We start from the raw sequence: 26,995 nt of genomic DNA, 5'->3' as shown, positions 1-26,995 counted from the left end.
GGCCGAAACGTGACCGGGGGTCCGTGCTGATCACTGTGCCTGATGCGCGACACTGAAGAACGCCGGTTAGCCGTGGCCGGATGATGCGCCTAGCATCAGCCTGACCGAATCCAAAGCACCCGAGGACCCCACGTGCGCTTTCGTCTGACCCCCAGGGAGACGAGCTTCTACGACATGTTTTCCGCCTCCGCGGACAACATCGTCACGGGCTCGAAGCTCCTGATGGAACTGCTCGGGGCGGATTCTGCCTCCCGAGTCGAGATCGCGGAGCGTATGCGGGCAGCGGAGCACGCGGGGGACGACGCCACCCACGCGATCTTCCACCAGCTGAACTCCTCCTTCATCACGCCGTTCGACCGCGAGGACATCTACAACCTCGCGTCGTCGCTCGACGACATCATGGACTTCATGGAGGAGGCCGTCGACCTCGTCGTGCTGTACCAGATCGACGAGCTCCCTAAGGGTGTCGAGCAGCAGATCGAGGTCCTGGCCAGGGCGGCGGAACTCACCGCCGAGGCCATGCCGAGTCTGCGGACCATGGACAACCTCACCGAGTACTGGATCGAGGTCAACCGCCTGGAGAACCAGGCCGACCAGATCCACCGCAAGCTGCTGGCCCAGCTCTTCAACGGCAAGTACGAAGCCATGGACGTGCTGAAGCTCAAGCAGATCGTGGACGTTCTGGAAGAGGCGGCTGACGCGTTCGAACACGTCGCCAACACCGTGGAGACCATCGCGGTCAAGGAGTCCTGAACCTCGTGGACACCTTTGCGCTGATCGTGACCATCGGTGTCGCGCTCGGCTTCACGTATACGAACGGCTTCCACGACTCGGCGAACGCCATCGCCACCTCGGTCTCCACCCGGGCGCTGACCCCGCGTGCGGCTCTGGCGATGGCGGCTGTGATGAACCTCGCAGGCGCCTTCCTGGGCCAGGGGGTCGCCAAGACCGTCAGTGAAGGCATCATCGCCACGCCCCAGGGCCTGAAGGGGATGGGCATCCTCTTCTGCGCGCTGGTCGGCGCGATCATCTGGAACCTCGTCACCTGGTACTTCGGCCTGCCCTCCTCGTCCTCGCACGCCCTGTTCGGCGGCATGGTCGGGGCGGCGCTCGCCGGCGGGACCGACGTGATCTGGTCCGGGGTGCTGGACAAGATCGTCATCCCGATGTTCGTCTCACCGGTCGTCGGCCTCGTGGTCGGGTACCTGGTGATGGTCGTCATCCTGTGGATGTTCCGGAAGGCCAACCCGCACAAGGCCAAGCGCGGTTTCCGCATAGCCCAGACCGTCTCGGCGGCCGCTATGGCGCTCGGGCACGGACTGCAGGACGCGCAGAAGACGATGGGCGTCGTCGTGCTGGCCCTGGTCATCGCCGACGTCGAGGGTCCGAACGAAGAGATCCCGATCTGGGTGAAGTTCGCCTGTGCGGCGATGCTCTCCCTCGGCACGTACGCGGGCGGCTGGCGCATCATGCGTACGCTGGGCCGCAAGATCATCGAGCTGGACCCGCCGCAGGGCTTCGCGGCCGAGACGACCGGCGCGTCGATCATGTTCGGTTCGGCCTTCATGTTCCACGCCCCCATCTCCACGACTCACGTGATCACCTCGGCGATCATGGGTGTCGGTGCGACGAAGCGCGTGAACGCGGTGCGCTGGGGCGTGGCCAAGAACATCATCCTGGGCTGGTTCATCACGATGCCGGCCGCGGCGCTGGTCGCCGCGCTGAGCTACTGGATCGTCGCGCTGCTCTTCGGGTGACGGCGGCGGGGTGACGGCCCCGGAACCGGGGTGCGTGCCTCGCGCCCCCGCTGGGAGGCCGGGTCGGTCGTCCGGCCGGCGGCCCGGTGCGAACCCCGGCGGACGACTCGTGAAATGGGCCCGCCCCCGCTCTCCTGCTGGAGAGCGGGGGCGGGCCCTTCGCCTTGTGGGTGGCACCGCCATGCAGCACCCCAAGGCCGTCTGTGGTTATCCGAAGCGGCCGGAGATGTAGTCCTCGGTCGCCTGGACGGACGGGTTGGAGAAGATCCGCTCCGTTTCGTCGATCTCGATGAGGCGGCCGGGCTTGCCCACCGCCGAGAGGTTGAAGAACGCCGTACGGTCCGAGACGCGCGCCGCCTGCTGCATGTTGTGCGTCACGATGACGATCGTGAAGCGCTCCTTCAGCTCACCGATCAGGTCCTCGATGGCGAGGGTCGAGATCGGGTCGAGCGCCGAGCACGGCTCGTCCATGAGCAGTACGTCCGGCTCGACGGCGATGGCGCGGGCGATGCACAGGCGCTGCTGCTGACCGCCGGAGAGGCCGGAGCCCGGCTTGTTCAGGCGGTCCTTGACCTCGTTCCAGAGGTTGGCGCCCTTGAGGGACCGCTCGACGATCTCCGACAGCTGGCTCTTGCGGTACGAGCCGTTGAGCCGCAGGCCCGCCGCGACATTGTCGAAGATCGACATGGTCGGGAAGGGGTTCGGGCGCTGGAAGACCATGCCGACCGTGCGGCGCACGGCGACGGGGTCGACGCCGGGTCCGTACAGGTCCTCGTCGTCGAGCAGTACCTTGCCCTCGACGCGGCCACCGGGGGTGACCTCGTGCATGCGGTTCAGGGTGCGCAGGAACGTGGACTTGCCGCAGCCGGACGGGCCGATGAAGGCGGTCACGGAGCGGGGTTCCACGGTCATCGAGATGTCCTCGATGGCCTTGTGGGATCCGTAGTAGGCGGTGAGGCCGCCGACGTCGATGCGCTTGGCCATGTGAATCAGCTGCTTTCTGCGTGGCCTCAGCGGCCGGACTTCGGGGCCTTCCAGCGGGCGATGCCGCGGGCCACCAGATTGAGGATCATGACGAAGGCGATCAGGACCAGGGCCGCTGCCCAGGCGCGGTCGTAGGACGCGGCCTCGCCGACCTTGTACTGCTCGTAGATGTAGAACGGCAGCGAGGACTGGGCGCCTTCGAAGGGGTTCGTGTTGATCAGCTGGCTGCCGAAGACCAGCAGGATGATCGGTGCCGTCTCTCCCGCGATACGGGCGACGGCGAGCATGACGCCCGTGGTGATGCCGCCGATCGCGGTGGGCAGGACCACCTTCAGGATGGTGCGCCACTTGGGGATGCCCAGGGCGAGGGAGGCCTCGCGGAGCTCGTTCGGGACGAGCTTGAGCATCTCCTCGGTGGAGCGGACCACGACCGGGATCATCAGGATCGTCAGGGCGAGCGCGCCCATCAGGCCCGACGGCTCGATGTCGGCGATCAGCATGATCGACAGGATGAAGAGGCCGGCCACGATGGACGGGATACCGGTCATCACGTCGACGAAGAACGTGACGGACTTGGCCAGCCCGCCCTTGCCGTACTCGACCAGGTAGACCGCGGTCAGCAGTCCGATCGGGACGGAGATCACCGTGGCGATGCCGACCTGCTCCAGGGTGCCGATCAGCGCGTGGTAGACGCCGCCGCTGTCCTCGGAGCCGAGGACGCCGGCCATGGAGTGGGTGAGGAAGTACAGGTCCAGGCGCTCGGAGCCGCGGCTGACGGTGGTCCAGAGCAGCGAGGCGAGCGGGACGATCGCGATGAGGAAGCACACCCAGACGATGCTGGTGGCGAGGCGGTCCTTGGCCTGGCGCTGGTTCTCGACCACGGTCGTTGCGACGTACGAGATGGTCAGGAAGAGCAGCGCGGAGATCAGGCCCCACTGGACGCGGCTCTCCCAGCCGGCGGCGACGCTCACACCGATGCCGAGCGCGACCGAGACGGCGGCGAAGCCGAGCGGGGCCCAGCGGGGGAGGCTGCGGCTGCTGAGGCTGCCCTTGTTCTGCGTCGGCGAGGTCCGCGGGCCGCTGCCCTGGACGTCGGTGGTGGTGGCGTGGCTCATGCGTTGGCCCCCGAGTACTCCTTGCGGCGGGCGATGATGAGCCGGGCCGCGCCGTTGACCAGCAGGGTGAGGACGAAGAGGACGAGGCCGGAGGCGATCAGGGCGTCGCGCCCGAACTCGTCGGCCTCGCCGAATTTGGCGGCGATGTTCTGTGCGAAGGTCCCGCCGCCGGGATTGAGCACGTGCAGCGAGATGAGGAAGCTCGGCGAGAGGACCGTGGCGACGGCGATCGTCTCGCCGAGCGCCCGGCCCAGGCCCAGCATCGAGGCGGAGATGATCCCGGAGCGGCCGAAGGGCAGGACCGTGAGGCGGATGACCTCCCAGCGGGTGGCTCCGAGGGCGAGTGCCGCCTCCTCGTTCATCTTCGGGACCTGGAGGAAGACCTCCCGGCTGACGCTGGTCACGATCGGCAGGATCATGATCGCGAGCAGGATGCCGACGGTGAAGAGTGAGCGGGCGACGCCGACCTCGGTCCTCTCGAAGAGGTAGGTCCAGCCGAAGAACTGGTCCAGCCAGAGGTTCAGGCCCTCCATGTGCGGTACGAGGACCAGCGCGCCCCAGATGCCGTAGACGATGCTGGGCACCGCGGCGAGCAGGTCGATGACGTAGGCGATGGGGGCGGCCAGCCTGCGCGGCGCGTAGTGCGAGATGAACAGCGCGATGCCGACAGCGATCGGAACCGCGATGACCATCGCGATGATCGAGCTGACGACCGTACCGAAGAGGAGGACCGCGATGCCGAAGACCGGCGGGTCACCGGCGGGGTTCCAGTCGAAGGTGGTGAGGAAGTTGCCCTCGTCCTTCGAGATGGCGGTGACGGCGCGGTAGCTGAGGAACAGGGCGATCGACGCCATGATCACGAGCAGCAGGATGCCTGAGCCCCGCGAGAGGCCCAGGAAGATCTTGTCGCCGGCTCGCCCCGTGGACTTGGGGCGGCCGCGCGTGGCCGGCGGAGCCGGCGGGAAGTCGAGCGGTGTCGTGGAAGCCATGGTCTTTCCGGTCTGTGTGGGGGAGCGGTTCGCTCCCCTGGCGGCGGTGCACCGGATGGAGATGGGTGGCGGGGCCGGTCCGGAGGGGTGCGCCGGACCGGCTCGCCTGTGCGTACGTGTCGTGCGTGGAGCGGGTTACGAGAGGGCGGCGACCGTCTCGCGGACCTTGGTGTTGATCGCCTCGGGGATCGGGGCGTAGCCGGCGTCGATCAGGAGCTTCTGGCCCGCCTCGGAGGAGGTGTAGGTCAGGAAGGACTTGACCGAGCCGAGGGTGTCGGCCTTGTTGCCGGTGTCGCAGACGACCTCGTAGGTCACCAGGACGATCGGGTACGCGCCCTCGGCCTTGGTGGTGTAGTCGAGGTCGAGCGCCAGGTCCTTGCCGGTGCCCTTGATCTTGGCGGCGGCGATGGCCTTGGAGGCGTCCTCCGAGGTGGCCTTCACCGGGGCGGCGCCACCGGTGTCGATGTCGACGGTGGAGATCTGCTGCGAGGAGGCGTAGGACAGCTCGAAGTAGCCGATGGAGCCGTTGACCTGCTTGACCTGGGCGGCGACACCCGCGGAGCCGGACGCGGCCTGGCCACCGGGGGCGGGCCACTTCTTCTCGGCCTCGTACTTCCAGTCGCTCGGAGCCGCGGCGCCCAGGTACTTGCCGAGGTTCTGCGTGGTGCCGGAGTCCTCGGAGCGGTGGAAAGCCTGGATGGCCGTGTCCGGGAGCTTGACGCCGCTGTTGAGCTTGGCGATCGCCGGGTCGTTCCACTTCTTGATCTTCGTGTCGAAGATCTTGGCGAGCGTGGGGGCGTCCAGCGTGAGGCTGTCGACACCCTCCAGGTGGAAGCCGACGGCGATCGGGCCGCCGACCATCGGGAGGTTGATGCCCTGGCCGGTCTTGCAGATCTTCTTCGACTCGGCGACCTCTTCGGGCTTCAGCGCCGAGTCGGAGCCGGCGAAGCCGACGGTGCCCTGGTTGAACGCGACGATGCCCTCACCGGAGGAGGACGAGTTGTAGTTGACCTCGGCACCGGAGCAGGCGGCCATGTAGTTCTTGACCCAGAGGTCCATCGCGTTCTTCTGGGCGCTGGACCCGGAGGCGCGCAGCTGGCCCTGGGCGCCGTCGCACTTGATGTCCGACGCGGCGGCGGTGGTCTTGGTGGCGCCGCTACCCGTGTCGGAGCCACTGTTGTCGTCCGAACCGCACGCCGTGAGGACCAGGGCGCTGGAGACGGCGAGGGCACCGAGCGCGGTGGCACGAAGCCGGTTCTTGCGCTGAAGCTTCACTTTCGGGGTGTTCCTTCCAGGAGCCGCCGCGGCTGTGGAATGCGAGGCGGCGTGCGATGAGGAATGGTGCGGTGGCTTGGCGCCGTGCACCGTGTACGTCCGAAATTAGGCAGAACAGGTGAAGCGCCCTACGGGGCAGAGTGAACGGCAGGTGAACCGTGCGGGGCGGGCTGGTTCCGCGGCGCGGCGTGGGCGGCAGAGGGCGTCACGGCGTGCGTGGTGTCGGGCCCGGGCAGCGGCGGGGCGGGCGACTGAGCTGCGGTTACGCGCGGTCGGTGCCGGCGGGAGGACGGGCCCGACGCCAGGGACCCCTCCGCCCGGGGGCGAAGGGGTCCCTTGGGGGGCGGTGTCAGACGCCGTCGAAGTACAGGTCGGTCGAGGTGGCCGCGCCGGTGCTCGCGTTTCCGGCGAAGGACCAGCGGTAGGAACCGCCCTCGGTCGGCTTGACGGTGGTGGTCACCAGGCCGGCTTCGTTGGTGGTGAAGGTGTCGACCGTGGAGTACTTGGTGCCGCCCTCCTTGCGGAACTGCAGCTTCACGCGGCGGTTGCTGTAGTCCTGGTTCGCGCCGGACTCCCAGTCGGCACGGGTGAGGCTGCCGCGCAGCTTGTACTTTCCGGCCTTGGCCGTGGGGACGACTCCGGCCTGCAGCTTCGCCTCACGCTTGACCTGGACGGTCGAGTAGCTGGTGACGGTGCTGGAGCCGGCGTTGACCGCGACGTTCCAGTCGTCGGCCAGGTAGTTGCGCAGCACGTCTTCCTGCGGTTCGACGGGGACGGTGCCGTCGCAGGTGACGGTGGCGGCGCCCACGGGGTGGCAGTCGACGTTCTCCCAGTCGCCCAGCAGCGACCCGCCGGGCTGGGTCTTCGGGTGGGGCGAGGTGTGCCACAGGTCGACGTAGCCGATCAGGCCGTCCGTCCCCGTGGTGTCGCTGAAGGTGACGCTGAAGGGGATGCTCGTGGGTGAGTTCCCGATGACGACGGGCTGCCCGTCGTTGACGACGACGCGGTTGATCGTGGTGGTGCCGTGGTCGTCCGCGTGGGCCAGGGGGGCGACTGCGGCGGACAGGGCTAGGACGCCGGTGGTGGCGGCCAGGGTGGTACGGAGGCGCATGCGTGTCCTTTGCGGGGGGTTCCACCGGCATGGCGGGCGGAACCGGATTTCATTGCATAAGAAATCATATTCCCGGATAGTTGTGCAGTCAATTAAATGCGGGTGCCCCGAACCCGGACGGTGTGCCCGTGACGGCCCGGCGGTCGTGCGGCGGCCCGGGCCGGGGGGTGTCCGGCTCAAGGGTGCGCGTGCCGCGGCAGGGTGAGGATGTCGGCCCCGTCTTCGGTGATCGCGATGGTGTGTTCGGTGTGCGCCGTCCGGCAGCCCGTCGCGCTCCGCAGGGTCCACCCGTCGGCGTCCGTGACCAGTTCGGCCGTGTCCGCCATGACCCATGGCTCCAGGGCCAGCAGCAGTCCGGGGCGCAGTTTGTATCCGCGGCCGGGTCTGCCGGTGTTCGGGACGTGCGGGTCCTGGTGCATCGTCGATCCGATGCCATGCCCTCCGAACTGCGTGTTGACCGGGTACCCGGCCTCGCCGAGGACCGTGCCGATCGCGTGGGAGATGTCTCCGATGCGGGCTCCGGGCCCGGCGGCGGCGATACCTGCGGCCAGTGCGCGTTCCGTGGTGCTGATCATCGCGACGCTCTCCGGGTCGCGTGTGCCGCCCACGACGAAGCTGATCGCGGCGTCCGCCGCGATCCCCCGCAGGGAGACGGCCAGGTCGAGTGTCAGCAGGTCGCCGTCGGCGAGCGTGTAGTCGTGCGGACGCCCGTGCAGCACGGCGTCGTTGACGGCTGTGCAGATGTAGTGGCCGAACGGGCCGCGCCCGAAGGACGGTGCGTAGTCGACGTAGCAGGACAGTGCCCCCGCTTCGGCGATCATGTCCTTGGTCCAGCGGTCGATGTCCAGGAGGTTCGTGCCGGCCGTGCTGCGGCCCTTCAGTGTCTGCAGGATGTCGGCGACCAGGGCGCCCGTGTCTCTCGCCCTGGTCAGCAGGGTGGGGTTCAGGATCTCGATCATGGGGGCCCTTCGCGCGCAGTCCAATAACTATACCGGCCATACTATACCGGTATGAGAATTGGGATCCGCTGCTGGAAGGGCCGGGCGCCGGCTTCTGCGCCCGTCAGGTCCCGGGCGGGAGCGCCCCCATGAACGCGTCCAGCTGGACGCGGTCGCCGGGCCGGGTCAGGAGGGCACGGGCGGACTCGGGAGGGAGCCACGCCAGCCGGTCGACCTCGTCGTTGGGCACGAAGGTGCCGCCGGTCGCCTCCGCCGCCCAGTAACTGACCTCCTTCGGCCGCCCGTTCGCCGTGTAGCGGGCCGTGGGCAGTGCGGGGCCGGGGGCGCACCGGTGGCCGGTCTCCTCCAGCACCTCCCGCTGGGCGCCCTCCAGCGCCGTCTCGCCGCGCTTCAGTTTGCCCTTGGGGAACGACCAGTCGTCGTACCGCGGCCTGTGCACCAGACAGATATCCAGGCCGCCGTCCGGCGAACGCCGCCAGAGCACACAGCCCGCCGCGAGCACGAGGTCGCTCATGGTGCGGTCACGGCCGCCGCATAGGGCCATGCCTCCCGGAACACAGCGCGCGCGGCCTTTACCTCGTGCCGCTGATCGGCGTGCAGCACACCCAGGGCGTACGCGGTCGCGGGGGCGATCCGCGGTGTGCGGGCGGCCTCGGCCGCGGCAGCGGCGGCCTCCGCCGCGTCCCGGTGCAGTTCGAGGGCGTGTCCGGGCCCGGCCAGCGCCGGATCGGGGGCGCCCCGCAGCACCTCGTGCGCGTACCGGTGCAGCCGCAGGAGCAGGCGGGCCTGGTGCCAGAGGGCGTCGTGGGCCTCGTTGTAGGGCTCCACCGCCTGGTCGGGCGGCAGGGCGGCGACCGCGGCCAGCATCCGCCGCTCAGCCAGTCCGGCCGGGTCGTGCAGCACTCCGGCGGCCGACTGGGCGGCGGCGGGCGACAGGGGGACCTCCGAGGCGAGCAGCGCCACGCCGTCGGCGACCGCGTGGAAGCGGGAGGAGCCGATGGCCTGGAGCGCCGCCGAGTGGGCGCGGGTCCTGGCGAGGGTCAGCCGGCGTTCCAGGAGGGCGCCCGCACGCGCGGCGCCGACGCCGAGCGCCGCCCGCTCCTTGCCGGCCTCCGTGGTGTCCGGCTCTCCCGTCCCCGTCCGGGCGGCAGGCAGTGAGACGCCGGAGAGCTGGTGCAGGGCCTCCAGCAGCCGCCCGAGCCGGGTGGCGTAGGCGTGTTCGCGGGCCAGGGTGCCGGAGAGCCAGGCCAGTTCCGCCCGCAGCTGGTCGGCCCAGGTGGGTTCCAGCGCTCCCCGGAAGGTGTGCAGGGTGGCGGCCATGCGACGGGCGGCGTGGCGCAGTGCGCGGGCCGCCTCGTCGGCGCCGTGCGTGCCCGCGTCCGCCGGGGCGTTGTGTTCGCGGTGCAGACGCAGGCCCCGCAGGAATCCGGCTGCCTGTTCACGCAGGTACGGTGCGAGGACCGCTCCGGCGGAGAGGGCCGTCGTCTGGTGGTCAGGGCGTCGCACGCCTGCGCCTCCGGGCATCGATGAGCATCTCTTGCACGTGTCGCAGGGGCTGGCCGTCCGCGTCCGTGGAGTGCCTGGTCCAGTTCCCGTCGGGGCCCAGGTGCCAGGAGGAGGTGGTGTCGGACATGCCTGTTTCCAGGAGCCTGCTGAGCGCGGCTCGGTGCGCGGGGTCGGTGACGCGGACCAGGGCTTCGATCCGGCGGTCGAGGTTGCGGTGCATCATGTCGGCGCTGCCGAACCAGACTTCGGGTTCGCCGCCGTTGCCGAAGGCGAAGAGCCGGGAGTGTTCGAGGAAGCGGCCCAGTATCGAGCGGACCCTGACGTTCTCGGAGAGGCCGGTGACGCCGGGGCGGATCGCGCAGATGCCGCGCACCCAGATGTCGACCGGCACCCCGGCCTGCCCGGCCCGGTAGCAGGCGTCGATGACCGCTTCGTCGACCATCGAGTTGACCTTGATGCGCACGTAGGCCGGCCGTCCCGCCCGGTGGTGGGTGACCTCCTTGTTGATCCGGGCGATCAGCCCGTCGCGCAGGGACTTCGGGGCCACCAGCAGTCGGCGGTAGGTCTCGCGGCGGGAGTAGCCGGAGAGGCGGTTGAAGAGGTCGGAGAGGTCGGCCCCGACCTGCGGGTCGGCCGTGAGGAGGCCGAGGTCCTCGTACAGCCGGGCCGTCTTGGGGTGGTAGTTGCCGGTGCCGACGTGGGAGTAGCGGCGCAGTGTGTCGCCCTCCTGACGGACCACCAGGGAGAGCTTGCAGTGGGTCTTGAGCCCGACGAGGCCGTAGACGACGTGACAGCCGGCCTCCTCCAGCTTGCGCGCCCACTTGATGTTGGCCTGCTCGTCGAAACGTGCCTTGATCTCGACGAGGACGAGGACCTGCTTCCCGGACTCGGCGGCGTCGATGAGGGCGTCGACTATCGGCGAGTCACCGGAGGTCCGGTAGAGGGTCTGCTTGATCGCGAGGACGTCGGGGTCGCCCGCCGCCTGTTCCAGGAAGGCCTGGACGGAGGTGGAGAAGGAGTCGTACGGGTGGTGCAGCAGCACATCGCGCTCGCGCAGGGCGGCGAATACGTCGGGCGCGGAGGCCGACTCGACCTCGGCCAGGTCACGGTGGGTGCCGGCGACGAACTTGGGGTACTTCAGCTCGGGCCGGTCCAGCGAGGCGATGCCGAAGAGCCCGGTGAGGTCGAGCGGGCCCGGCAGCGGGTAGAGCTCGGTCTCGGAGATCTTCAGCTCGCGCACGAGCAGGTCCAGGACGTACGGGTCGATGGACTCCTCGACCTCCAGGCGCACCGGCGGGCCGAAGCGGCGCCGCATGAGCTCCTTCTCCAGCGCCTGGAGAAGGTTCTCGGTGTCGTCCTCCTCGACCTCCAGGTCCTCGTTCCTGGTGACCCGGAACATGTGGTGGGCCAGGACCTCCATACCCGGGAAGAGCTCTTCGAGGTGGGCCGCGATGACGTCCTCTATCGGGACGTAACGCTGCGGGGACGCCTCCAGGAAGCGCGTGAGCAGCGGCGGCACCTTGACGCGGGCGAAGTGGCGGTGCCCGCTGACGGGATTGCGCACGACGACGGCGAGGTTGAGCGAGAGCCCCGAGATGTACGGGAAGGGGTGGGCCGGGTCGACGGCCAGCGGGGTCAGTACGGGGAAGACCCGCTGCCGGAAGAAGGTGAACAGGCGGGCCTGTTCCTTCTCGGTCAGGTCGGGCCAGCGGACCAGCTGGACGCCCTCGTCGGACAGGGCGGGCGCGATGTCCTGCTGGAAGCAGGCGGCGTGCCGCGCCATGAGCTCGCGCGAGCGGGTCCAGATCAGGTCCAGCACCTCACGGGGCTGCAGTCCGGACGCGGACCGGGTCGCGACGCCGGTGGCGATACGGCGCTTGAGTCCGGCCACCCGGACCATGAAGAACTCGTCCAGGTTCGAGGCGAAGATCGCGAGGAAATTAGCCCGTTCGAGTAGTGGTGTGGCGGGGTCCTCGGCCAGCTCCAGAACGCGTTCGTTGAACGCGAGCCAACTGCGCTCCCGGTCCAGGAACCGGCCCTGCGGCAGTTCGTCGCCGTCCCCCTCCGGCTCGTACGCGTCCGCGTCGTTGTCCAGATCGGGATCCAGGTCGGCGGCTGTGGACAGACCTGTGGGTAGCCCGCCCGCGACGGCGTGGGGCCGGTGCGCGGCGAGGGAGCCCACGGACGGCTGGGTGGGCTGGACCGGGATCTCGGAGCTGGGCTGCTGGCTCATGGGCCTATTCTTCCGCGCGTTCGGCTCCTGAGGCGCGTCGGAGGCGATAAAGATCGCGGAAGAAAGGGGACCGGTCCGTGCGGCGGGGTCTTTCCCGTTGCGGGGGGTGGGCAGAGCTGGCTGCATCCCGTGAGGGTCGCAAGCCCTTCTGAATGGCCGGTAACGGCGACATGACGTACAGGAAGCGGTGTGGCTGCGGTGCCGCACCGGTGACGGTGGGTGAACCCCCTGCCTGGGCCTCCCCCGGGCCCGGGCAGGGGGGCGCGCTCAGCCGGTTCGGCGGCGCAGGACTCGGAAGGCGAGCGCGAGGGCCAGGGTCGCGAGGGCGAGCAGGATGCCGGTCTCGACGAGCTGGAGCGGCCAGAAGTGGGAGGCGGGGTGATAGTCGAGGTAATGGCCGGTGATGTCGTGCTCGGCGAAGCACCGGGCCCGGTCGCCTTCGGACATGGCCTGGTCGCACGGGCCCTGTGACACCCGCTCGCCGTTGCCGGTGAGGTGGCCCGTCTCCACCCACCAGATGTTCTCGCGCACGTCCAGGTTGGCGCCGGTCACCGTGCTCGGGGGCCACAGGCGGGCGCGGAGGCCGGCGAAGGACACGCCCACGACGCCAGTGACGAAGACGGTCAGTGCCAGTGCGAGGAGCGTGCGGCGGACCAGAATTCCGATGAGGGCTCCGACGCAGAGCCCGAACATGATGTGGCCGGCAAGTACCGTGCCCGTGGTGGTGAAGACGGGCATCGAGTACCACTCGACCGGATAGGGAACAGCCGGGCCGGACCGCGCCCAGTGGAGACCGGCGGACAGTGCGACGGTCCCGGCCAGGATGAGTGCGGCAGGCACGGCGAGCTTGGCGGCGAGCCAGCGCGCGGGTGACACCGACTGGGTCCAGGACAACCTGAAGGTGCCGGTCTCAAGTTCCCGGGCGATCATCGGTCCGGCGACGAATCCGCTGAGGAGCGCGGGCAGAGCCATCAGGGCCAAGGCGAAGCCGTCGAGAACCCTTCGGTACGTGAACATGCTGTCCAGGTAGTTGCGCGCCGTCTGGTCGCACCGGCGTCCCGCTCCTCCGTCGACCGGGCAGTCGCTCGCCGCGAAGACCTCGGCGACGTGGGACGACCGCAGGGCGAGGGCGATCAGGCCGAGGAGTGCGACGAGGGCGAGCCCGCCCGCGATCCACAACGTCCACCGGTGCTGGCGCAGCACAACCCGGGCCGGACCACGCAGCGAGGGGCGCGGCTGGGTGAGGGTGCTCATATCGCGGCCGCCTTCTCGTGGTTCTCGGCGCTCGGGGTGAGCAGGACCGGGGCGTCCGGGGAGCGGAGGTGCGCGAGCAGCAGCTCCTCCAGGGACGGCTCCGTCACGTCCCAGGCGGTGCGGTCCACCGAGCCCTCCCTCCGTACGAGTGCGGTGAGCTGACGCCCCGCCGTGCGCGACTCGACGACCGTGTGCGGGGCGAGGTCGCGTACCTGGCCGGTGAGCACGGCGTGCGCGGCGACGATGTCCTCGCTCTCGCCTCCGAGCCGGACCCGGCCGCCGTCGACGAGCAGGAGGTAGTCGCAGGCGCCCTCCAGCTCGGTGAGGATGTGCGACGACATCACGATGGTGGTGCCGTGCTCGGCGGCCTCCGCCATCAGGACGCCCATCAGCTGGTGGCGGGCGAGCGGGTCGAGGTCGGCCATCGGCTCGTCCAGCAACAGCAGTTCGGGCCGTTTGCCCAGCGCCAGCGCGAGGGCGAGCCGGGTGCGCTGCCCGCCGGAGAGCGCCCTGACCTTCGCGTCCTGGGGGAGTGGCCCGGCGATCCGGTCGGCGGCCGCCCGGTCCCAGGTCGCGGGGTTGAGCTCGGCCCCGGCCCACAGGGTGTCGCCCACGGTGAGCTGCGGGTACAGGGGCTTGTCCTGTGCCACGTACGCGATGCGCGGGCGGGCATCGGCGGGGGTCGAGCCGAGCACCCGCACCGATCCCTCGGCCGGCCGGAGCAGGCCCGACGCGAGGGCGAGCAGGGTGGACTTCCCGGCACCGTTGGGCCCAACCAGGGCGCAGATCCGGCCGGCGGGCAGCCGGAACGAGCAGTCGCGCAGCGCCCACCCGCGTTTGCGCCCGTAGGTCATGCCGAGGCCGTTCGCCTCGATCGCGGCGCCTGTCATCAGTGCTGGTCCCCCTTGAACGTGCTGTCGAGTACGTCGGTGAAGAGTGCGCTCACGTCGTCCTTCTCCAGTCCCGCGGCGCGGGCCCGGCGGGCCCACTCGGAGAGCTCGGCCCGCAGCGGCGGGTCAGTGGTGACCGCGGCGCTGCCGAGGGTGCGGCGGACGAAGGTGCCGAGGCCGCGGCGGCCTTCGACGAGGCCCTCGCGCTCCAGTTCGCGGTAGGCCTTGAGCACGGTGTTGGGATTGATGGCCGTGGCCTCGACGACCTCGCGGGCCGTGGGCAGCCGGTCGCCCGGCTCCAGCACACCCAGGCGGAGCGCCTGCTTGGTCTGCTGCACGATCTGGAGATAGGTGGAGACCCCGCTGCGCCGGTCGATGCGGTACTCGACCGCTGCGGACTCTGCCATGTTCACCACCCTTTCACTAAGGTAATAGTGAAAGGGTGTCGTAAGGGAGGGGCGACGTCAAGTGGCGCCGCCCCTCGGGGTGTTGCCGGACTCAGGACTCGGTGCGGTACATCAGGTCGACCTCGTGCGTGGCGAAGCCCATCCGCTCGTACACCGACAGCGCCGCCGGGTTGTCCGCGTCGACGTAGAGCATCGCCGTCGGCAGGCCCTGGGCGGACAGATGGCGCAGGCCGATCGCGGTCAGTGCCTTGCCCAGGCCGCCACCCTGGGCGTCGGGCAGGATGCCGACGACGTAGACCTCGCCGAGGTCGTCCTCGGCGTGCACCTTCGTCCAGTGGAAGCCGATGATCTCGCCGTCACGCTCGGCCAGGAAGAAGCCCTTGGGGTCGAACCAGGGTTCGGCCTTGCGGTCGTCGAGGTCCCGCTGGGTGAGGGAACCCTGCTCGGGGTGGTGCGCGAACGCGGCGCTGTTCACGGCGAGCCAGGCGGCGTCGTCCTGGCCCGGCACGAAGGTGCGGACGGTGACGCCCGGCGGGAGGGCCGGCTCGGGGATGTCGAGGGAGCCCAACGGGCGTCGCAGCTGGCGAAGTTCGCGGAAGAGTGAGAGGCCGAGGACCTGTGCGAGGTGCCGTGCCGCGGACTTGCCGCCGTGCGCCCAGACCCGCAGCCGCTTCCCGGTCGCGCCGAGGAGGGCGGCTCCCAGGGCGCGGCCGTGCCCCCGGCCCCGGTATGAGGGGTGCACGACCAGCTCAGCGGCTGGGGCCTCCACGGGATCGGTGTCCTCCAGCTGTGCGTATCCGGCCAACTCACCGTCCGCACTGAGCAGGAAGTGCCGGACGCCCTCGCGGTGCCCGCCCCTCAACTGCAGCCGCCCCTGCTCGGAGACGGCCTGCCGGCCGTCGGTCGCGGCGGCCTCGCCGAGAAGGGCGAGGACGGCGTCGGCCTGCTCGGTGGTGAGCACGTCGAGGGTCTCGATCTCGCGTCCGGGGGCGGGGAGGGGTGCGTCAGTCGTCATGGGTACGAGCGTACGGGGACGGGACCGGCGTCCGGGGGCACGGCGGTGCACGGTCTCGCGAGCGCACCGTGACGTTTCTGCTCGGATATGTGCGCCCTGCGGGTGATCGACCCCCTTGCGACCACGCGGCAACCAGTTCGTAACCCCGGACACCTGTCGCGCTACGCGCGTTGACCCTAGGCTGCGGCAGCAGGATCCCAGGCGTGTCACACCGCCACTCACCACCCTCCCGCTGAACTCACAAGGGGAACGATGTCAGCGACCTCACAGAAGAACCGTGCCTCCCGGCGGGTGCTCTCCGCCGCGGCCGGACTGGCCACGGTGGGCGCACTCGTCGCCGCGGTGCCGGCCGGTGCCCAGGGCCACGGACACGACCACGGTCACGGCCACCACCAGCCCCGCACCGTCGACGTGCAGCTGCTCTCCTTCAACGACCTCCACGGCAACCTCGAGCCGCCCGCCGGTTCGGCCGGTACGGTCACCGAGAAGCAGGCCGACGGCACGGTGAAGTCGGTTCCGGCCGGTGGCGTCGAGTACCTCGCGACCTCGCTGCGCACCGCGCGCAAGGGGCACCCGTACTCCGTCACCGCGGCCGGCGGCGACATGGTGGGCGCGAGCCCGCTGCTGTCGGGACTCTTCCACGACGAGCCGACCATCGAGGCGCTCAACGGGCTCGACCTCGACGTGACGGCCGTCGGCAACCACGAGTTCGACGAGGGAGCCACCGAGCTGGGCCGCCTGCAGAACGGCGGATGCCACCCCGTCGAGGGCTGCTACGAGAAGGGAAAGAAGTTCAAGGGCGCGGACTTCCCCTACCTCGCGGCCAATGTGACGAGCGAGAAGTCCGGCAGGCCGATCCTCAAGCCGTACACGGTCTGGAAGAAGAACGGCGTAAAGATCGGCTTCATCGGGGTGACCCTGGAGGGCACGCCGAACATCGTCACGGCGAACGGTGTCAAGGGCCTCGAGTTCCACGACGAGATCGAGACCGTCAACAAGTACGCCAAGGAGCTGGACCGGCAGGGCGTCAAGTCCATCGTCGCGCTCATCCACGAGGGCGGCTCCCCGGCCTCCTCCTCGTACAACTACGACTGCGACAGCCCCGGTGCGGGTGACGGTATCTCGGGCCCGATCGCCGACATCGCCAAGGGCATCACGTCCAAGGTCGACGCCCTGGTCACCGGTCACACCCACCAGGCGTACGTGTGTACGGTCCCGGACCCCTCCGGCAAGCCGCGCATGGTCACCTCGGCGTCGTCGTTCGGCAAGCTCTACACGGACACGACGCTCACCTACGACCGCCGCACGAGGGACATCGTCCGCACGTCGGTGAAGTCGGCGAACCACATCGTCAGCCGGGACCAGGCCAAGGCCACCGACATGACCGCGCTGATCGCCCGCTGGAACACGCTGGCCGCCCCGATCGCGAGCCGGCCGCAGGGCTTCATCTCCGCGGACATCAACGGCCGCGGCTCCACGGCCCCCGAGAAGCCGCTCGGCAACCTGATCGCCGACGCCCAGCTGGAGGGCCTGGCCCCGGCTGACAAGGGCGGCGCGGTCGTCGCGTTCATGAACCCGGGCGGTATCCGCTCGGACCTGGTGTACTCGGCGTCCGGCAGTGAGGGCGACGGAGTGGTGACGTACGGCGAGGCGTTCACCGTCCAGCCGTTCACCAACATGATGAACGTCGTCGACCTCACCGGAGCGCAGCTCGTCGCCGCCCTCCAGCAGCAGGTCAGCGGCTCCAACGCGGCGTCCCCGAAGATCCTCCAGGTCTCGAAGGGCCTCACCTACACGCTGGACATGACGAAGGCGGGCGCCGACCGGGTGGTCGCCTCCTCGATCCTGCTGAACGGTGAGGCGATCGACCCGGCGAAGACCTACCGCGTCGCGATGAACGAGTTCCTCGCGGGCGGCGGCGACGGCTTCGCGGCCCTCGGCCAGGGCACGAACAAGCTGGTCGGCCCGTCCGACCTGGACCTGTTCAACGCCTACCTGGCGGCGCACTCCACGGCCTCCGCGCCGCTGGCCCCGCCGGCCACGGACCGGATCACGGTCGTGCAGTAGCGGGCAGGACATGACGGGGCGGGGCGGTGGGCCGGCTGGGCCCGCCGCCCCGCTGGCGTTCCCGCTCCGGTCCCCCGGCGGTGTCGAAACAGATCCGCTTGCGTTTCTTTCGAATTGTGCCATGCTGATGGGACTCTCAAAGGAGACAGAGCCATGCACGGCACCACTGAAGACCGCACTCTGCTGCCTGAGCACCGTGCAGAGATCGCCGAACTCTGCGCCTTCCTCGACCGGACGCCGCAAGCTGCCGAGCCCGCACTGCTGCGAGGCCCCGACGGCAGCACGCGCACACTGCCCTCGGAGGTCTACGAGGCACTCGTCGTCGTGGTGAGGGCGTTGTCGGAAGGCAAGGCCGTGACCGTCGCCCCTGTGAACACCACGCTCACCACCCAAGAGGCGGCCGACCTGCTCGGGGTGAGCCGACCGACCCTCGTGAAGATCCTCGACGAGGGAAGCATCCCGTTCTCGCGTCCCGGCAGACACCGTCGGGTGCTGCTGGCCGATGTGCTCGCCTACAAGGAGAAACGCCGCACGCGACGCAGCAGCGGCCTGGACCGGCTGGCCGAACTGACCGAGGACGCAGGCTTGTACGACAACTGATCCCCTGATTCCGCCGAGTCGACTGGAGCGATGTGCAGCGCGTCGTCCTGGACACATGTGTCCTCTTTCCGAACTACCTCAGGGACACACTTCTGCGCCTCGCGGAGGCCGAACTGTACGAGCCCCTCTGGTCACCCGACATCCTGGACGAGTTGACCCGGAACGTCGCTGAACGGATCGGGGACGTCAAAGCCAAAGGGCTCGTCGATGCCATGGCGGGCACTTTTCCCGACAGCCTCGTATCCGGATACGAAGCGCTCATGCCGGCCATGGCGAATGATCCCAAGGACCAGCATGTGCTGGCGGCAGCTGTGCGCGGGCAAGCCAAAGACGTCGTGACACTGAACGTCAAGGACTTCCCTCGGGTGGCTTCGGATCCCTACGAGATCGAAGTGTTGCGCCCGGACGACTTCCTGTTGGATCTGCTCGACCTCGCCCCGGCGGAGGTGAACTCGGTCCTGCGGGTACAGGTCAGCCGTTACCGTCGTGAGCCGCACGACATGCACGGGCTCCTGGACCGGCTCGACGCCGGCGGGGCCTCGCAGTTCGCTGCGGAGTTCCGCAGGCGCCTCTGACCCGGTCCGGTCACCGCCCAGGCGGCGGCTGAGGGGCCCCCGGCAACCGGATCGTGGCCGTGGTGCCGCCACCGTCCGCCGGGGTCAGGGCGATCTCGCCGCCCGCCTGCTGCACGGTGCGGGCCACGATGGACAGGCCGAGGCCGGAGCCGGGGAGCTGGCGGGCCGAGGGGGAGCGCCAGAAGCGTTCGAAGACGTGCGGCAGGTCCTCGGCGGGGATGCCGGGGCCGTGGTCCCGGACCGTCAGCTCACCCCGGTGCAGGACCACCTCGATCGTGCCGCCGGACGGGCTGAACTTCACCGCGTTGTCCAGGACGTTGACCACGGCGCGCTCCAGGGCCGCGGGTTCGGCGCGGACGTACCAGGGGGCGAGGTCGGCCGTGATGGTGAGCTCGGGGCCGCGTAGCCGTGCGCGTTGCAGAGCGGTACGGGTGATGTCGTGCAGTGCGACGACCTGGAGCGGGCCCGGCTGGGCGGCGTCGGGGCGGGAGAGCTCCTGGAGGTCGCCGATGAGGGCGGCCAGCTCCGTCATCTGCGCCTTCACCGAGGACATCAGGGCCCTGCGGTCCTCGGGCGGGATCGCACGGCCCGTCTCGTCGCTGCGGACGAGGAGTTCGATGTTCGTACGCAGGGAGGTGAGCGGGGTGCGCAGCTCGTGTCCGGCGTCCGCGATGAGCTGGGACTGGCGGTCGCGCGAGGTGGCCAGCGAGCTCGTCATGGAGTTGAAGGACCGGGAGAGCCGGGCGATCTCGTCCTCGCCCTCGGCGGGGATCCGTACGGTCAGGTCCTCGGTCTCCGCCACGTGCGCGACGGCGTGCGCGAGGTCGTCGACCGGGCGCAGACCGGTGCGGGCGATCCAGAGCCCGGCCGCGCCCGCGCCGACGACGCCGATGCCGGAGACGAGGAGCAGCACCCAGGCGAGGGTGGAGAGCGGGTCGGTGACCTCCCTCTCGGCGCGGGCCACCGACACGGCGTACAGCTGACCGGACGGGCGCAGCTCCAGGCCGTAGGTGTAGATCCGCATCTTCTCGCCGTCGGCGTCGGTGCCCGAGTGCAGTGCGTCCTGCCGTTTGCCCGCCGCCACGGCCAGGTCTTCGTCGGTGGGCGAGACGCGGGTCGTCCCCGGGCTCGCGCACACCGTCCCGGCCGCGTCGATGATCTGCAGGGTGTAGGAGCCCGGTGGCCGGCGCGGACCGCGGCCGGCGCCCTGGCAGCTGGCGAGCAGTTCGCTGACGAGGGACCTGTCGACCGTCGGGGAGCCGCGCAGCGAGGCGTCCAGCTGCTGCTCCAGCTGGTCCCGCGTCACGAACCAGCAGGACGCCGCGACCGCCGCGACCGCGACCGCCACCGCCGCCGCCACCAGCAGCGCGAGCCGGGAGCGCAGTGGCAGGGTGCGGAGCCGACGGGGGAGGCCGGTCACCCGTCACCGCCGCCGGAGCGCAGGGCGTAGCCGACGCCGCGCACCGTGTGGACCAGGCGCGGTTCGCCGCCCGCCTCCGTCTTGCGGCGCAGGTACATCACGTACACGTCCAGGGAGTTGGAGCTGGGCTCGAAGTCGAAGCCCCACACGGCCTTGAGGATCTGCTCGCGCGTCAGCACCTGCCGGGGGTGGGCCAGGAACATCTCCAGCAGCGTGAACTCCGTGCGGGTCAGCTCGACCCGGCGGGTGCCGCGGGTGACCTCGCGGGTGTTCAGGTCCATGCGCAGGTCGGCGAAGGACAGTACGTCGTCGTCGGGGAGGGGGCCGCCCGCCGCGACGGTGTAGGAGCTGCGGCGCAGCAGGGCGCGGATGCGGGCGAACAGTTCGTCCAGCTCGAAGGGTTTGACGAGGTAGTCGTCGGCGCCCGCGTCGAGGCCGGTGACCCGGTCGCCGACGGTGTCGCGGGCGGTGAGCATCAGGATCGGCGTGGTCGATCCGGTCGACCGGATGCGGCGGGCGGCGGTGAGGCCGTCCATGCGCGGCATCTGGATGTCCAGGACGATCAGGTCGGGGGCGTAGGACTCCGACTTGGCCAGGGCGTCGTAGCCGTCCACGGCGACCTCGGTGCCGTAGCCCTCGAAGGCGAGGCTGCGCTGCAGGGCCTCGCGCACGGCGGGCTCGTCGTCGACGATCAGGACGCGCTGCGGATCGTCTTCGGCGGGGCTCATCGCTTCTTCGTCCTCTTCCTGGTCGTACGGGGTCCGTGTGCGGGGCTCTCAGCCTCGCACGGCTGCCCGGCGGCGTCGCGCGGCCGGGCCGGTGGCGGCCGGTGCGGGGGTTCAGGTGCCGGGCTTCATGGGGGACCTCCTCGTCAGGAGCCGCCGCCCGCGCGCAGGGTGTTGAGGTCGGACTTGACGGTGTTGACCGGGATGGCGAATCCGAGACCCACGCTGCCCGCGGCCGAACTGCCCGTGGACTCGGCCGAACTGGGCGAGAAAATCGCCGAGTTGATGCCGATGATCTCGCCGTTCATGTTGATGAGGGCGCCGCCGGAGTTGCCCGGGTTGAGCGAGGCGTCGGTCTGCAGGGCCTTGTACGTCGTCTTGGACGAGCCCGTGTCGCCGTTGAACTGCTGCCCGCCGAATTCGAACGGCCAGTTCCCGTCGCCCTGCTGTTGCTGCTGGTCCTGCCCGTCCTCCTTGGCGACCGTGACGTCGCGGTCGAGGGCCGAGACGATGCCGCTGGTGACCGTGCCGGTGAGGCCCTCGGGTGAGCCGATCGCGACGACCTGGTCGCCGACCTTCACGGAGGAGGAGTCCCCGAGGGTGGCCGTCTTCAGGCCGCTCGCGCTCCGGAGCTTGATGAGCGCGAGGTCCTTTCCGGCGTCGGTGCCGACGACGTCGGCGGTGTAGGTCTTGCCGGTGCTGAGCGAGACCTTGATCGTGGAGGCGCCGGAGACGACGTGGTTGTTGGTGACGATCTCGCCGCCCGAGGTGATGACGACTCCGGACCCCGTGGCCTGGCCCGCGGAGGAGGACGCGCGGATCTCGACGATGGCCGGCGACACGGCGGCGACCACTCCGGCGACGGTGCCCGCGCTGCTCTGCGAGACAGTGGTGCCGTTGACGACACCGCCGGAGCCCGAGGCCGTGGAGCCGCCGTCCGCGAACTCGCCGATGAGGGTGGCGGTGCCGCCGCCGATCGCCGCGGCGGCGATCGCCACGGCGGCCAGCAGCGCGACGGGCCGCTTGACCCGGCGCTCGGACCTGGGGGCGTCGGCGCCCGGACCGGCCGGAGCGGGCTGGGGCGCCGGGGCCGGCCAGGCGTGAGCGGCGGGGTACTCGGAGGTCTGCCGCTCGGGCTCGTAGGCCGGCGGGGGCGGGTAGGCCGCCTCACCGCTGCCGTACGAACCGTTGCCGTTCGAGGGGTACGTCGGGTACTCGCCGCTCGGGCGGTGGCTGTCGGTCATGTCAACGAGAGTGCGCGGCGAACATGAGAGCAGCCTGAGTACGTCCTGAGAAGCCCGGCAGAACCGTGTATGCCCGATATAAGGCGAGCTCGGCTACCGGGCGATGACGGTCGGCTCCCCGCAGCCGCACGAGCGGCGTACGACCAGGGCGGACGGGAACTGCTTCAGGCGTTCGCGGCGCGACCCCGACACCCGCAGGGAGTCGTCGAGGACCAGGTCCACGGCCGCCCGTGCCATCGCGGGGCGGTCGGAGGAGACCGTCGTCAGCGGCGGATCGGTCAGCCCCGCTTCCTTCACGTCGTCGAAGCCCGCGACCGCGAGCTCCTCCGGCACGTCGATCCGCAGCTCGCGGGCGGCCCGCAGCACCCCGATGGCCTGGTCGTCCGTGGAGCAGAAGATCGCCGGGGGCCTGTCGGGCCCGGAGAGCAGCTTCAGGGCGACCTGGTAGGCGTCGTACCGGTTGTACGGGGCGTGGAAGAGGCGGCCCTCGGTCGGGAGCCCCGCCTCCTGCATGGCCCGTCGCCAGCCCTCGATGTGGTCGGCGACCGGGTCGCCGACCACCGGGGTCGACTCCGTGCCGCCGAGGCACGCCACATACGTGTAGCCGTGCTCCAGGAGGTGGCGGGTGGCGAGCTGGGCGCCGCCGATGTCGTCGGTGACGACCGCGACGTCGTCGATCGCCTCGGGGCGCTCGTGCAGCAGCACGACCCGTGCGTCCCATGCCTCTATCTCGGCAGCGGCCCACTCGCTGGGCCCCTGGCTGACCAGGATCAGCCCGGAGACGCGCATGCCGAGGAAGGCCCGCAGATAGTGGACCTCGCGCTCGTCGCGATAGTCGGAGTTGCCGACGAGGACCATCTTCCCGCGCTCGGCCGCGGCCTGTTCGACCGCGTGGGCCATCTCCGCGAAGAACGGCTGCCGGGCGTCCGGCACGATCATTCCTATGAGGTCGGTGCGCCGCGACGCCATGGCCTGGGCGACCCGGTCGGGCCGGTATCCGAGCTCCTTGATCGCGGCGAGCACCCGCTCGCGCGTGGCCGGGGCGACCGGCCTGGGTCCGTTGTTGATGACGTAGCTGACGACCGCTGTCGAGGTCCCCGCCAGTCTCGCCACATCGTCCCGCGTCACCTTGGCCACGCGCGGCAGTCTACGCGGATCGACCTAGCGCTCGGCAGGCCGGACCGGGGCTTCTTCCGCGATCCGGGGATCGGCGGAATGCTCCGAACGGCTGAAGGCCTCACCGGCCTGCCTCGAAGCCGTCCTGGCCTTCGCCTCCTCGGCCGCCCGCTCCACCTTCTCGGGGGTGACGAAGCGGTAGCCGACGTTGCGGACGGTGCCGATCAGTGACTCGTGCTCGGGGCCCAGCTTGGCGCGCAGCCGTCGTACGTGGACGTCGACCGTGCGCGTGCCGCCGAAGTAGTCGTATCCCCAGACCTCCTGGAGCAGCTGGGCGCGGGTGAAGACCCGGCCGGGGTGCTGGGCCAGGTACTTGAGCAGTTCGAACTCCTTGAAGGTCAGGTCGAGGACCCGGCCCTTGAGCTTGGCGCTGTACGTCGCCTCGTCGACCGACAGGTCGCCGTTGCGGATCTCCATGGGGGAGTCGTCGGAGGTGATCTGCTGGCGACCGGTGGCCAGCCGCAGCCGGGCCTCGACCTCGGCGGGCCCCGCGGTGTCCAGCAGGACGTCGTCGATGCCCCAGTCGGCGGTGACGGCTGCGAGGCCGCCCTCCGTCACGACGAGTATCAGCGGACAGCCGGGTCCGGTGGACCGGAGCAGCTGGCACAGCGAGCGGACCTGGGGGAGGTCGCGGCGCCCGTCGATGAGGATGATGTCGGCACCGGGGGTGTCGACGAGAGCGGGTCCCTCGGCGGGGGCGACCCGCACGCTGTGCAGCAGGAGGCCGAGGGCGGGGAGCACCTCCGTCGACGGTTGGAGGGCATTCGTCAGTAGCAGCAGTGAACTCATCGCCGCCCACCTGCCTGGGTCGTCGGTCGATCGTGCACGGTTCGCTCGCCCATTACGTCGGTCCTCCTCGTTCCCTGCGAGAGGGGCACTCCCGGGTCGGACCCGGGGGAGTATGCGGCACTGCTTCGTACTCCCGTACGGCCATCACCCGAGACGGCGTCATACGGTTCTTACTGTGCGGTCCCACGCCCGGGGCCCGCTGAGCTTGTGGAAACGCTGCCGTAACAACGCGCCTAAAGCACAAAAGGACCCGGGGGCTGCTTTGCCCGGATCCTCTTCGCAGCAGAATAGCCCACATGAGTTCTGTGTCCGAGGGGCGATTCCTGAGTTCTTCTGTTCCCTCGATCACGCCCGGCTCCCGGCGCACCACGTTGCTGACCGGTGACGGGGTCCGTATCGAGGCGGTGTACACGCCGTGTACGGCGCGTGCCGAGGCACGTGGAGACGGTGGCTCCGGGGGGACGGCGATCGTCCTCGCGCACGGTTTCACCGGCTCCGTCGACCGGCCGGCCGTGCTGCGCGCCGCCGGGGTGTTCGCCCAGCGTGCGGCCGTGATCACGTTCTCTTTCCGGGGTCACGGAAAGTCCGGCGGCCGGTCCACGGTGGGCGACAGGGAAGTGCTCGATCTGGCCGCCGCTGTCGCCTGGGCGAGGTCGCTGGGATACCGGCGCGTCGTTACGGTCGGCTTCTCGATGGGCGGTTCCGTGGTACTCCGGCACGCCGCTCTGTATACGGCTCCGGAAGCCGGTGAATTCGTCGCGGAAGAAGAGCGTGCGCCGGGAGCTGAACGGGTGGGGAGGCGCACTTCGGCGCACGAGGGGCGCGCGGGGGCGCACACGGACGTGGTGGTCGCAGTCAGCGCGCCGGCCCGCTGGTACTACCGGGGCACCGCTCCCATGCGCCGGCTGCACTGGGTCGTCACCCGCCCCGCGGGCCGGCTCGTCGGCCGCTACGGCTTCCGCACCCGCATCCACCGCGAGGACTGGGACCCCGTGCCGCTCTCGCCGGTGGAGGCCGTCCCGCTGATCACCGCGCCCCTCCTGATCGTGCACGGCGACCGGGACCCGTACTTCCCGGTCGACCACCCCCGGATGCTGGCCGGGGCCGCGGGCGACGGGGCTGAACTGTGGCTGGAACACGGAATGGGACATGCCGAGAACGCCGCGGACGAGCAGCTGCTCAACCGCATCGCCGACTGGACGGAGTCGGTGTGATGAATGATGGACAGCCGGAGCACGAGGAAAGGGGTGCCGCCATGGCAGCGGGAACGATCCGCTACTGGGCCGCGGCCAAGGCCGCCGCAGGAACCGCGGAGGAGCCGTACGCGGCGGACACACTCGCCGAGGCGCTCGACGGGGTGCGTGAGCGGCACCCCGGCGAACTGACGCGCGTACTGCTCCGGAGCTCGTTCCTCATCGACGGGAATCCTGTCGGGACGCGCGGGCATGAGACCGTACGGCTTGCCGAGGGCGGCACGGTCGAGGTGCTCCCGCCGTTTGCAGGAGGGTGAACCGCAGACCATGAGTGACAACGACCAGCAGTACCCGAACGACCCGTCGTACGGGCAGCAGCAGCAGCCGTACGGCCCGTCGTACGGGCAGCAGCCGGGGTACGGCGACCAGCAGCGCCCGCAGGCCCCGGGGCAGCAGTTCCACGACCCCGCGTACGGGCAGCAGCCCTACGACCCGGGGTACGACCCGGCTTACGGGCAGCGGCAGTCCGCGTACGGGCAGCAGCAGCCCGTGGCCCACCCGGAGCAGCCCGGTGCCCAGGGCCATGGCGACGAGGGCGCGACCCAGACCTGGCAGGGTCAGACCTGGGACACCCAGTACCAGCCCGCCGTCCAGCCGCAGCAGCCGGCGCGGCAGACCGCCCGCGCGCAGGGCCCTGCCCCCGCCGCCGGTCCGCTGCCGCCCGAGGTGCCGTCCGCCCCCGTGGCGGCTCCGGCCCCGGCACCCGCCGACGGCGCCGGGTTCAGCGCGCCGACCACCCTGGGGAACGCCCGGATCACCGACGCGCAGCGGGCCCGCGCCGAAGGGCGTTCGCCGATCATCGCGCCGGGGATGCAGCCGGCCGCGATCACGGCGGGTCTCGGCCTGCTCCTCGCCCTGGGCGCGGAGATCGGCGCCTACGCGCTGCTCGCCCCCCTGGTCCTGCTCCAGGCCGTGACGGCGGCCGGCTGGTTCCGGCTGAACGGCATGTGGCCCGCCAGGCAGGGCATCGCGCTCGCCTTCGCGGGCGGATTCGTCGCCGACGTCGTCCTGCTCGCCGCGGGCCGGGACAACGCACCCGCAGCCCTCCTCGGGACGCTGGGCGTCTGGGTACTGCTCACCCTCGTCCTTCAGCTCCGCAGCCACGCCGGCGCCGACGAGCGGATGTACGGCCTCACGGCCACGGTCGCTTCCGCCGCCCTCGCCGTCCTGGCAGCCGGACACCTGGCGGCCGTCCCGGACGCGGTGACCGTGGGCGGGATCGCTGTCGCGGTCGCCGTGCTCGCCAGGGCGCTCCCGCTGCCGGGCCCGCTCTCGGTCGTCGTCGCGCTGCTCGCCTCGGCGGGTGCCGGACTGGCCGGCGGAGCCCTCACGGACTTCGGGGCATCCGCCGCGCTCCTCGGGTTCGCCGCCGGTGGCTGCGCGCTGATCGGACTGCGGGTCGCGAGCTACGACTACCCGTCCCGCTTCGTGCACATGACGGCGGGAGTGGCGCTGCCGCTCACGGCCGCGGCCCCGGCCGTGTATCTGATCGGCCGCGCGATCGCCTGACCGGACGGACGTTTTCGGCCGTCTCCCGGCTGGCCCGCCCCCGGCGGGAACCGGCCGGGCATCCCGCTCGTCGATCACCTGGGGTGCCGCACCGCGGCCAGTACGCTCACGTGCTGCAGAGGTCCGGTCGGTCGAGTGGGGG

Annotated in this window: 26 protein-coding genes; 8 read left to right on the top strand and 18 right to left on the bottom strand. The window is 70.5% G+C overall.

The features are described 5' to 3' along the window. Window positions 1-132: 132 nt before the first annotated feature. On the top strand, window positions 133-753 hold the full coding sequence (locus ACFU5K_RS11055) for a DUF47 domain-containing protein (protein WP_205018015.1): 621 nt from the start codon (window positions 133-135) through the stop codon (window positions 751-753). A 5-nt stretch (window positions 754-758) separates the two neighbouring features. Beyond that, window positions 759-1,757, top strand: a complete 999-nt coding sequence (locus ACFU5K_RS11050) for an anion permease (RefSeq protein WP_384059087.1) — start codon at window positions 759-761, stop codon at window positions 1,755-1,757. A gap of 207 nt (window positions 1,758-1,964) precedes the next feature. On the opposite strand, the gene pstB is transcribed toward ACFU5K_RS11050, so the two are convergent. The 13 genes from pstB to mshD form a co-directional block, all read right to left on the bottom strand. After that, window positions 1,965-2,741, bottom strand: a complete 777-nt coding sequence (gene pstB, locus ACFU5K_RS11045) for a phosphate ABC transporter ATP-binding protein PstB (protein ID WP_384059085.1) — start codon at window positions 2,739-2,741, stop codon at window positions 1,965-1,967. Window positions 2,742-2,767: 26 nt separating this feature from the next. Beyond that, window positions 2,768-3,856: a phosphate ABC transporter permease PstA gene (gene pstA / locus ACFU5K_RS11040; RefSeq protein WP_384059082.1), complete on the bottom strand. Its 1,089-nt coding sequence runs from the start codon at window positions 3,854-3,856 to the stop codon at window positions 2,768-2,770. Beyond that, window positions 3,853-4,845 carry a phosphate ABC transporter permease subunit PstC gene (gene pstC, locus ACFU5K_RS11035; protein ID WP_384059079.1) on the bottom strand — a complete coding sequence of 331 codons (993 nt, stop codon included), beginning with the start codon at window positions 4,843-4,845 and terminating at the stop codon, window positions 3,853-3,855. Before pstC ends, pstA begins: the two co-directional genes overlap by 4 nt. A gap of 135 nt (window positions 4,846-4,980) precedes the next feature. Next, window positions 4,981-6,120 (bottom strand): phosphate ABC transporter substrate-binding protein PstS, encoded by a 1,140-nt coding sequence (pstS, locus tag ACFU5K_RS11030; protein ID WP_384059077.1) that lies wholly within the window; start codon window positions 6,118-6,120, stop codon window positions 4,981-4,983. A gap of 349 nt (window positions 6,121-6,469) precedes the next feature. Then, window positions 6,470-7,231, bottom strand: coding sequence for a hypothetical protein (locus tag ACFU5K_RS11025; protein ID WP_384059074.1), 762 nt, complete (start codon window positions 7,229-7,231; stop codon window positions 6,470-6,472). Between the two features lie 176 nt (window positions 7,232-7,407). Then, window positions 7,408-8,190, bottom strand: coding sequence for a type I methionyl aminopeptidase (gene map / locus ACFU5K_RS11020; RefSeq protein WP_384059071.1), 783 nt, complete (start codon window positions 8,188-8,190; stop codon window positions 7,408-7,410). A 103-nt stretch (window positions 8,191-8,293) separates the two neighbouring features. Next, window positions 8,294-8,704: an NUDIX hydrolase gene (locus ACFU5K_RS11015; protein WP_384059069.1), complete on the bottom strand. Its 411-nt coding sequence runs from the start codon at window positions 8,702-8,704 to the stop codon at window positions 8,294-8,296. After that, the gene (locus ACFU5K_RS11010; protein ID WP_384059066.1) at window positions 8,701-9,696 is read right to left on the bottom strand and encodes a CHAD domain-containing protein; all 996 of its coding nucleotides are present in this window, start codon (window positions 9,694-9,696) and stop codon (window positions 8,701-8,703) included. Before ACFU5K_RS11010 ends, ACFU5K_RS11015 begins: the two co-directional genes overlap by 4 nt. Next, the gene (locus tag ACFU5K_RS11005) at window positions 9,683-11,929 is read right to left on the bottom strand and encodes an RNA degradosome polyphosphate kinase (RefSeq protein ID WP_384059063.1); all 2,247 of its coding nucleotides are present in this window, start codon (window positions 11,927-11,929) and stop codon (window positions 9,683-9,685) included. Before ACFU5K_RS11005 ends, ACFU5K_RS11010 begins: the two co-directional genes overlap by 14 nt. A gap of 267 nt (window positions 11,930-12,196) precedes the next feature. Beyond that, on the bottom strand, window positions 12,197-13,183 hold the full coding sequence (locus ACFU5K_RS11000; protein ID WP_384059061.1) for a hypothetical protein: 987 nt from the start codon (window positions 13,181-13,183) through the stop codon (window positions 12,197-12,199). Then, the gene (locus ACFU5K_RS10995) at window positions 13,180-14,073 is read right to left on the bottom strand and encodes an ABC transporter ATP-binding protein (RefSeq protein ID WP_384059058.1); all 894 of its coding nucleotides are present in this window, start codon (window positions 14,071-14,073) and stop codon (window positions 13,180-13,182) included. Before ACFU5K_RS10995 ends, ACFU5K_RS11000 begins: the two co-directional genes overlap by 4 nt. Continuing rightward, a complete protein-coding gene (locus ACFU5K_RS10990; protein ID WP_384059055.1) occupies window positions 14,073-14,480 on the bottom strand; it encodes a GntR family transcriptional regulator in 408 nt (135 codons plus the stop codon). The genes ACFU5K_RS10995 and ACFU5K_RS10990 overlap by 1 nt, the downstream gene beginning before the upstream one ends. Window positions 14,481-14,571: 91 nt before the next feature. Beyond that, a complete protein-coding gene (gene mshD, locus ACFU5K_RS10985; protein ID WP_384059052.1) occupies window positions 14,572-15,495 on the bottom strand; it encodes a mycothiol synthase in 924 nt (307 codons plus the stop codon). A gap of 252 nt (window positions 15,496-15,747) precedes the next feature. Here mshD and ACFU5K_RS10980 point away from each other — a divergent pair, with 252 nt between their 5' ends. The 3 genes from ACFU5K_RS10980 to ACFU5K_RS10970 all read left to right on the top strand — a co-directional run bounded on the left by ACFU5K_RS10980 (window position 15,748) and on the right by ACFU5K_RS10970 (window position 18,737). Further along, the gene (locus ACFU5K_RS10980) at window positions 15,748-17,562 is read left to right on the top strand and encodes a bifunctional metallophosphatase/5'-nucleotidase (RefSeq protein WP_384059050.1); all 1,815 of its coding nucleotides are present in this window, start codon (window positions 15,748-15,750) and stop codon (window positions 17,560-17,562) included. 153 nt (window positions 17,563-17,715) lie between these two features. Further along, window positions 17,716-18,162 carry a helix-turn-helix domain-containing protein gene (locus ACFU5K_RS10975; RefSeq protein ID WP_384059047.1) on the top strand — a complete coding sequence of 149 codons (447 nt, stop codon included), beginning with the start codon at window positions 17,716-17,718 and terminating at the stop codon, window positions 18,160-18,162. Between the two features lie 32 nt (window positions 18,163-18,194). Further along, window positions 18,195-18,737: a putative toxin-antitoxin system toxin component, PIN family gene (locus ACFU5K_RS10970; protein ID WP_384059044.1), complete on the top strand. Its 543-nt coding sequence runs from the start codon at window positions 18,195-18,197 to the stop codon at window positions 18,735-18,737. A gap of 10 nt (window positions 18,738-18,747) precedes the next feature. Here ACFU5K_RS10970 and ACFU5K_RS10965 read toward each other — a convergent pair whose 3' ends face one another. From ACFU5K_RS10965 to ACFU5K_RS10945, 5 genes are all read right to left on the bottom strand, one after another. Then, window positions 18,748-20,157, bottom strand: coding sequence for a sensor histidine kinase (locus tag ACFU5K_RS10965; protein WP_384059042.1), 1,410 nt, complete (start codon window positions 20,155-20,157; stop codon window positions 18,748-18,750). Next, window positions 20,154-20,885, bottom strand: a complete 732-nt coding sequence (locus tag ACFU5K_RS10960; protein ID WP_384059040.1) for a response regulator transcription factor — start codon at window positions 20,883-20,885, stop codon at window positions 20,154-20,156. Before ACFU5K_RS10960 ends, ACFU5K_RS10965 begins: the two co-directional genes overlap by 4 nt. A 143-nt stretch (window positions 20,886-21,028) precedes the next feature. Next, a complete protein-coding gene (locus ACFU5K_RS10955; protein WP_384059037.1) occupies window positions 21,029-22,126 on the bottom strand; it encodes a S1C family serine protease in 1,098 nt (365 codons plus the stop codon). A gap of 93 nt (window positions 22,127-22,219) precedes the next feature. Then, window positions 22,220-23,263 carry a LacI family DNA-binding transcriptional regulator gene (locus tag ACFU5K_RS10950; RefSeq protein WP_384059034.1) on the bottom strand — a complete coding sequence of 348 codons (1,044 nt, stop codon included), beginning with the start codon at window positions 23,261-23,263 and terminating at the stop codon, window positions 22,220-22,222. A 24-nt stretch (window positions 23,264-23,287) separates the two neighbouring features. Beyond that, window positions 23,288-24,091, bottom strand: coding sequence for a winged-helix domain-containing protein (locus tag ACFU5K_RS10945; RefSeq protein WP_384059032.1), 804 nt, complete (start codon window positions 24,089-24,091; stop codon window positions 23,288-23,290). Between the two features lie 296 nt (window positions 24,092-24,387). On the opposite strand from ACFU5K_RS10945, the gene ACFU5K_RS10940 reads away from it, so the two are divergent. The 3 genes from ACFU5K_RS10940 to ACFU5K_RS10930 are packed head-to-tail and all read left to right on the top strand — an operon-like array spanning window position 24,388 to window position 26,853. Further along, window positions 24,388-25,305: an alpha/beta hydrolase gene (locus ACFU5K_RS10940; RefSeq protein WP_384059030.1), complete on the top strand. Its 918-nt coding sequence runs from the start codon at window positions 24,388-24,390 to the stop codon at window positions 25,303-25,305. 41 nt (window positions 25,306-25,346) lie between these two features. Next, window positions 25,347-25,601: a MoaD/ThiS family protein gene (locus ACFU5K_RS10935; RefSeq protein WP_384059027.1), complete on the top strand. Its 255-nt coding sequence runs from the start codon at window positions 25,347-25,349 to the stop codon at window positions 25,599-25,601. A gap of 10 nt (window positions 25,602-25,611) precedes the next feature. Further along, entirely contained in the window at window positions 25,612-26,853 is a 1,242-nt protein-coding gene (locus tag ACFU5K_RS10930) for a hypothetical protein (RefSeq protein WP_384059024.1), read from the top strand. The last annotated feature ends 142 nt before the right edge of the window (window positions 26,854-26,995 follow it).

The sequence above is a fragment of the Streptomyces sp. NPDC057428 genome, from assembly GCF_042803195.1.
GTDB lineage: Bacteria > Actinomycetota > Actinomycetes > Streptomycetales > Streptomycetaceae > Streptomyces.
The sequence above is the reverse complement of the archived record's forward strand: the minus strand, read 5'-3'. Positions and strand labels throughout refer to the sequence as shown.